This window comes from Streptomyces sp. SM1 (assembly GCF_002910825.1).
Classification (GTDB): Bacteria; Actinomycetota; Actinomycetes; order Streptomycetales; family Streptomycetaceae; genus Streptomyces; species Streptomyces okerensis.
This window is the reverse complement of record NZ_NEUB01000364.1, coordinates 1-6395: the sequence shown is the minus strand read 5'-3', so window position 1 is coordinate 6395 and position 6395 is coordinate 1. Positions and strand designations below refer to the sequence as shown.

General features: G+C 73.5%; 6 protein-coding genes and 1 pseudogene. 4 read left to right on the top strand and 3 right to left on the bottom strand.

From position 1 onward, the window contains the following. The first annotated feature begins 152 nt into the window (after positions 1-152). Positions 153-398 (top strand): hypothetical protein, encoded by a 246-nt coding sequence (locus B9S61_RS43265; RefSeq protein ID WP_181007307.1) that lies wholly within the window; start codon positions 153-155, stop codon positions 396-398. Positions 399-591: 193 nt separating this feature from the next. Then, positions 592-936, top strand: a complete 345-nt coding sequence (locus tag B9S61_RS09335; RefSeq protein ID WP_103541841.1) for an ATP-binding protein — start codon at positions 592-594, stop codon at positions 934-936. A 392-nt stretch (positions 937-1328) separates the two neighbouring features. Here the strand turns inward: B9S61_RS09335 and B9S61_RS09330 are convergent, their stop codons facing one another. After that, positions 1329-2450, bottom strand: coding sequence for a bifunctional succinyldiaminopimelate transaminase/glutamate-prephenate aminotransferase (locus B9S61_RS09330; RefSeq protein WP_103541840.1), 1122 nt, complete (start codon positions 2448-2450; stop codon positions 1329-1331). Positions 2451-2568: 118 nt separating this feature from the next. Further along, entirely contained in the window at positions 2569-2886 is a 318-nt protein-coding gene (fdxA, locus tag B9S61_RS09325) for a ferredoxin (RefSeq protein WP_103541839.1), read from the bottom strand. 140 nt (positions 2887-3026) lie between these two features. Here fdxA and B9S61_RS09320 point away from each other — a divergent pair, with 140 nt between their 5' ends. After that, entirely contained in the window at positions 3027-4142 is a 1116-nt protein-coding gene (locus B9S61_RS09320) for a GNAT family N-acetyltransferase (protein ID WP_103541838.1), read from the top strand. Between the two features lie 17 nt (positions 4143-4159). Beyond that, the gene (locus B9S61_RS09315; RefSeq protein ID WP_103541837.1) at positions 4160-5023 is read left to right on the top strand and encodes a transglutaminase-like domain-containing protein; all 864 of its coding nucleotides are present in this window, start codon (positions 4160-4162) and stop codon (positions 5021-5023) included. A 151-nt stretch (positions 5024-5174) separates the two neighbouring features. On the opposite strand, the pseudogene B9S61_RS09310 reads toward B9S61_RS09315, so the two are convergent. Then, positions 5175-6395 (bottom strand): annotated as a pseudogene (locus tag B9S61_RS09310) (hypothetical protein); the annotation flags it as partial.

The window sequence follows — 6395 nt, the reverse complement described above, 5'->3', positions numbered from 1 at the left end:
GGACCGGGACCTGCTACCGGGCACTCCGGTGTCTACCCGGACGGGACTTCGGGCGGGAGGTGCTGGAGCCGGCCGGTGCGGAGGTGGGCGACGCGGCCGCGTCTCCGCCTCCCTCGGACCCGCCGCCCGCCGGTGGTTCCGACGGGCACACCGTGACGCTCCCGGTCACCGGGGGCACCGGTGCCGGGACCGGGCGGAGCGCCGGGGCGCGGGGCTGGCAGTTGGCGCACTGGGCCGTGGCCAACGCCTCCGAGCTGCGCATAAAGCGGGTCTCCTACGCCGGGCGGGAGTGGACCGCCGGGAACAGCGGCAGCCAGTGGCGGGCGGAGGACGGCAAGGGGTCCGCTGAGGCGGGGGACGGCGGTGCGGGAGCGGTGCGGATCACGACCGTGCAGTAGTACGGGGGGTCACCCGCAGGCGTTGCGGGCGGCCGATCATGCGACGCATTGCCAACTCTTTGCATGAGTGCGCCGCAACCTTCCCGGCGGTCGAGCGGTAGTCACTGCGTCCGGGTCCGGCGGCGGTCGACGGCCAGTGGATCGTCCACCGGGCGGCCGGACACCCATTGTTCTCTGCCGTCGAAGGAGCACCATGTCCCTCCCCCTGACCCGTCGGATCGCCCGTGCCGCGCTGATCGTCGCTGCGGGAGCGGCCGCCGGGGTCGGTGCGGCCGGTTCCGCGAGTGCGGCTCCGCAGCTGCCGGCCGCCCCGAACCTCGGGCTGAGCGCCCTGGACGGCGCGACCGGAGGCACCGTGGACAACGTGGCGAAGGGTGTCGGCAAGACCACGCCCAACACGGACGAGGTGACGCCGGCCGCGGGCACGACCGTGAAGAAGGCGGTGCCGGTGGTGAAGCAGCTGCCGACGGACTCGCTGGCGAAGGGTGGCGTGCCCGGCGGCAAGAACCTGCCGGTCCAGGGGCTGCCGATCGGCTAGGCGCTCTGCCTGTGCGGTCCACGGGGTCCGGGGCGTTCCCCGGGCCCCTTCGCCGGTACAGGTGCCGTGACCCGAAACGGTGCCCTGCGCCGGTGGCCGTGCCCACCCTCCCCCATTGCCTGAAGGGCATGGGAGGTGCCCCCATCGCCCTGCGGACGACTGCCCACAGCCAGTCCGGGCTGATCCTGCCCGCCCCACTGCGGGCAGTCGTGCCTCCCCCAGAGGGGGTAGCCCGAGGGCGATGGGGGTCCCCCCGCTCGAGCGAAGCCGAGAGTGGGGGAGGCGCCCCGCACACGGCGGGCCGCGCACCACCCCCCGCCCAGCTCAATCGCCGGTCCGGCCAACCCGGGGAGGGCAAACCGTCGCACCGCTGCTCGCGAACCCCCGCCAGGTCAGGTGGTCAGGCGGTGGGCCGCTGCCTGGACCCGGGAGTCCGTCGCCGTGAGGGCCACTCGGACGAAGTCCGCGCCCGCGGGCCCGTAGAAGTCGCCGGGGGCCACCAGGATGCCGAGGCCGGCCAGGTGGGCGACCGTGTCCCAGCAGGACTCGTCCCGCGTGGCCCACAGGTAGAGGCTCGCCTCGCTGTGCTCGATACGGAAGCCGTGGGCGAGCAGTGCCTCACGCAGGACGCCGCGCCGCGCCGCGTACCGTTCCCGCTGCGCACGGACGTGCTCCTCGTCGCCCAGCGCCGCCACCACCGCCGCCTGCGTCGGCGCGGAGGTCATCATCCCGCCGTGCTTGCGGATCTGCAGCAGCGGTCCGAGCACCGCCGGGTCGCCGACCAGGAACGCGGCCCGGTAGCCGGCCAGGTTGGACCGCTTGGACAGGGAGTGGACCGAGACGATGCCGTCGTACGAGCCGCCGTTGACGTCGGGGTGCAGCACCGAGACCGGGTCGGTCTCCCACCCGAGCTCGATGTAGCACTCGTCGGAGAAGACGAGGACGCCGTGCTCGCGGGCCCACACGACGATCCGGGTCAGTTCTTCCCTGGACAGCACCCGGCCCGTCGGGTTGGACGGGGAGTTCAGCCAGAGCAGCTTCAGGCCGGCCGGGTCCAGCTCGGTCGGGCCCGGCGCGTCAGCGCCTGGTGTCAGCGAGTACGCCACGTACTCCGCGCGGGCGAGCCGTGCGCCGACCTCGTACGTCGGGTAGGCCAGGCGCGGGAAGGCGACCTTGTCGCCGGGGCCGAGCCCGAGCTGGGTGGGCAGCCAGGCGACCAGTTCCTTGGAGCCGACGACCGGCAGGACGTGCCGGTGGGTGACCCCGCGGGCGCCCAGCCGGTGCTCCGCCCAACGGGTGATCGCGTCACGCAGTTCCGGCGTGCCCCAGACCGTGGGATAGCCCGGCGAGTCCGCCGCGGCGGACAGGGCCTTCCGGATCGGCTCGGGCACCGGGTCCACAGGCGTGCCGACCGACAGGTCGACGATGCCGTCGGGGTGCGCGGCGGCCGTCTTCTTGTACGGCTCCAGCTTGTCCCAGGGGAAGGCGGGCAACCGGTCGGAGACTGCGGACACGGGTACGGGGCTCACTTTCTGGTACGGCGAACGCCTCGGCCCCGTACGGCGATCGGGACGACGATCAGGCCGTACGGGACCGGGGCGACACGTCGGTGCGGGGCCGCTCGCGGGGCGGCTACGCCTGCGGCGGCAGCGCGGCGATGACCGGGTGGTCCCGCTCGATCAGACCCAGCTTGCTGGCGCCGCCGGGCGAGCCGAGCTCGTCGAAGAACTCGACGTTCGCCTTGTAGTAGTCCTTCCACTCCTCGGGAGTGTCGTCCTCGTAGAAGATGGCCTCGACCGGGCAGACCGGTTCACAGGCGCCGCAGTCGACGCATTCGTCCGGGTGGATGTACAAGGACCGCTGGCCCTCGTAGATGCAGTCGACCGGGCACTCCTCGATGCACGCCTTGTCCTTCACGTCGACACAAGGCTGCGCGATGACGTAGGTCACGCTGTCGTTCCTCCTCGATAGGGCGCTGGCGGGCCTCCGTAGGCTCCGCCGCCTGGCGCGCGGGAGCGCGGCGTCGTCGATGCCCGCCCCTAGTATCTCCGTTCCTGGGCATGATCCGAACAGGAGGGGTGAACTGACCTGTGGAAATCTCTGCCGCCGGGCGCCTCGAGGTCCGCATCACCACTGCTGACGTGGGGAAACGGGTCTCCGTACGGAGCTTGATCGAACATGGTCCATCGGGTGAGAAGTTCACTGACGCGGTCGGTGTTCTCACATCATGGGACAACGGTGTGCTGCGGATCACAAGGAAGAGCGGGGAGAGTGTCCGTATCGCGGAGTCCGCGCTGGTCGCGGGCAAGGTGGTCCCCTCCGCTCCGGCACGTCGCCGCGGCCCCGCCGCCTCCTACGAGGAGCTGGCGCGGATCTCCGCGCGGGCGTGGCGGCCCGTGGAGAGCGAGCGGCTGGGCGAGTGGGAACTGCGGGCCGCAGTCGAGGAGGTGCCGCGCGATGGGGGTCCTCCCGGGCTTTCGGCTCCGGGGGAGCGTCCTTCGGGGGTGGCGGCCGGGCGACGGGTGGGCTTCACGCGACGGGCGAACTCCGTGCTGCCGCTCGGCGACCCGGGTGTGCCGCTCGACGAGGCGCTGACGACCGTGCGCGCCTGGTACGCGGCTCGCGGGCTGCCCGCGTACGTGCAGACCGCGACCGGCGCGGAGGGCGCCCAGGAGCTGCTCTGCGCGGAGCTGGAGCGGCGGGGCTGGGTGCGGGAGGTGACCGCCGAACTGTGGACGGGCCCGCTGGCACCGGTCGCCGACCTGGGCGGGGAGCCGTCCGGGGTCGTGCTGTCGCGGCAGGCGGACGAGGCGTGGCTGGCCCGGTATCAGCGCAGGGGGACGAGCGAGGTGGCCCTGCGGGTGCTCGGCTCGAGCGAAGCCGGGGGTGGGGGAGGGCCGTCGGTGTGGTTCGCGACGGTGCCGGGCGGCACGGACGCGCCCGCCGCCATCGGGCGGTGTGCCGTGGACGGCCGGTGGGCGGGGTTCGCGGCGGTCGAGGTGGATCCGGCGCGGCGGCGGCAGGGGCTGGCGACCGCCGTGATGGCGGCGCTGGCCCGGCGGGCGCTGGACGAGGGTGCCTCGGCGGCGTGGCTGCAGGTGGAGGACGACAACGCGGGGGCGCGGGCCCTGTACGCCCGCATGGGGTTCGCCCCGCACCACGCGTACCACCATTACCGCACCCCGGAGGGTGAGGGAGCGCCGTGAGCGGGCACCAACCTGGTATGCGCCCCCCGTACCCCCCGCCGGACGGGCGCTCCGCGGAGCTGCGCCGGCGGTTCGCCGACGAGGCCCGCAGCGAGCGGCCCGGCCTGTCCTCGCTGTGTCTGCTGCTCGGCGCGGTGGCGGACGGCACGCTGGACGAGGCGGGCATGGACGCCGTCGAGGTGGAGCTGGACCGGCTGGCCGGTGAGCTGCCCTACCGGCCGGGCTCACCGCACGCGTGGGCGTCGGCGCTGCGGGAGCTGCTGGGCGAACGGCACGGCTTCCACGGGGCGGCGGAGGACTACCAGCGGCTGGAGTCGTCCCTGCTGCACGAGGTGCTGAGACGGCGGCGCGGGCTGCCGATCATGCTGTCGGTGGTGTGGATGGAGGTGGCCCGGCGGGCGGGGGCACCGGTGTACGGGGTGGCCCTGCCGGGGCACTTCGTCGTCGGGCTCGGGGAGCCGGGCGCGGTGGGCGCCGGACAGGTGCTGGCCGATCCGTTCGACGGGGGGCGGGTGGTGAACGGGGCGGACGCGGAGCTGCTGGTCGCCGGGGCGACCGGGGCGGCGCTGGACGCGTCGATGCTGACACCGGCGGGGACGCTGGAGGTGATCCTGCGGATCCTGAACAACGTACGGGCGTGGGCGGTCGCACGTCCGGAGCGCTCGGATGTGGCGTTGTGGGCGGTGGATCTCGCCCTGCTGCTGCCCTCGCATGCGGCGCAGCTGCGGTACGAGCGGGCGCAACTGCTCGTGCAGCGGGGGGAGTTCACGGCGGGGGCCGGGGAGCTGGAGGCGTACGCGGAGGTCGTGGGGGCGGTGGACGAGGGCGCCGCCGCGCGGGTGCGGGGGGAGGCGTTCGCGGCCCGGGCGATGCTGAACTGAGCCGTCGGCCGGAGGTGGGTCCTGGGCATGCCGCGCCGCCCGGCGTGACGAAGTCCCGCGCCCCCTCCGGCACGCGGGAGAGCGGCGCCGTACGGGTCCTGGACGACCCGTACGGCGCCGCTCTCCGTGTGTGCGGTGCGCGGCGGCCGCGTCAGCTGGGGTCGGTCTCGATGACCGCGAGCCGGTCGGTCCTGCTCATCAGAGCCTGGCGGAGGGCGCCGTAGACGTCCTGCGGGGTGACGGCCGTCTCCTTGCCGTTGCCCCGGGTGATGAGGACGCCGTCGAACGTCTGGCCGTAGAGCTCCTCCAGGGCCTTCAGGTCGGGCTTGTCGACGAGCTTGTCGTTCACGGCCGTCACCCTGAGGAACTTCCACAGCGACTTCTCGGGGCTCATCTGGATCGAGTGCGCCGCATCGGTCTGCACGGTCACGATGTCCGACATCGCCGGCCCGGCGAACTCCTTCATCATCCGGTCGACCTCGGCCTTGGAGACCTTGGGCTGCTGGGCGGCCGTCGGGACGTTCACCGCGGCGGCGGAGCCGGTCTCCACCTGGGTGCGGTACGCCTCCGTCACCACGCCCGACGCCTTGGCCACGTCGATGCCCTGACCGGCCTTGGGATACACGGGGACGGCCTTGCCGGACTCGAACGTCACCCCACCCTCGGTCACCGAGCCGGTCCCGCCGGCGGCGTCCTCCAGGGCGGCCTGCAGCTTCTCCTCGTCGACGGGCATCTTCGGCTCGACGACGCGCTGCTGGCCGAAGAGGGAGCCGATCACGTTGACCGGGTTGTAGTCGCTGGTGGCGGCCGCGCCGACGGTGGCGTCGGTGTCGAACTGCAGGCCCGCGTTGTCCGGCTGCAGCTCGACGGTCCCGCCGTCGACCGACAGCTTCAGCGGCTTGTTCAGCCGGCCGTCGAGGGCCGCGTCGAGCTTCTTCACGGCGTCGTCACGGGTGCCGCCGCCGATGTCGATGCCGAGCACGGTGGTGCCCTTGGGCACGTCGGAGCTGTTCATCAGCAGACCGGCACCGTAGGCGACACCGAGGACGAGGACGACACCGGTGCCGAGCAGGACGAGCTTGTTGCGCCCCTTCTTCTTCGGCGCCTTCGAGGAGCTCGCCGGAGGCGGGATGACCGGCTCGGGCAGCTTGGGGGCCGTGTGCGGACGGGTGCCGTTCGTGGCGGGGCCGGGCGCGTCGAAGGAGGCGCTCGGGGGGATGACCGGGATGCCGCTGGTGACGGTGTGCCCGGAGACGTTGTCGTGGCGGGGACCGTAGCCCGGGGTGCCGGGCTGCTGGGGGGTGAGGATCGCGGTGTCGTCACTGAGTCCGGCGCCGGGGGCGTCCGGGGCGCCGGGAAGACCCGGCCGCGC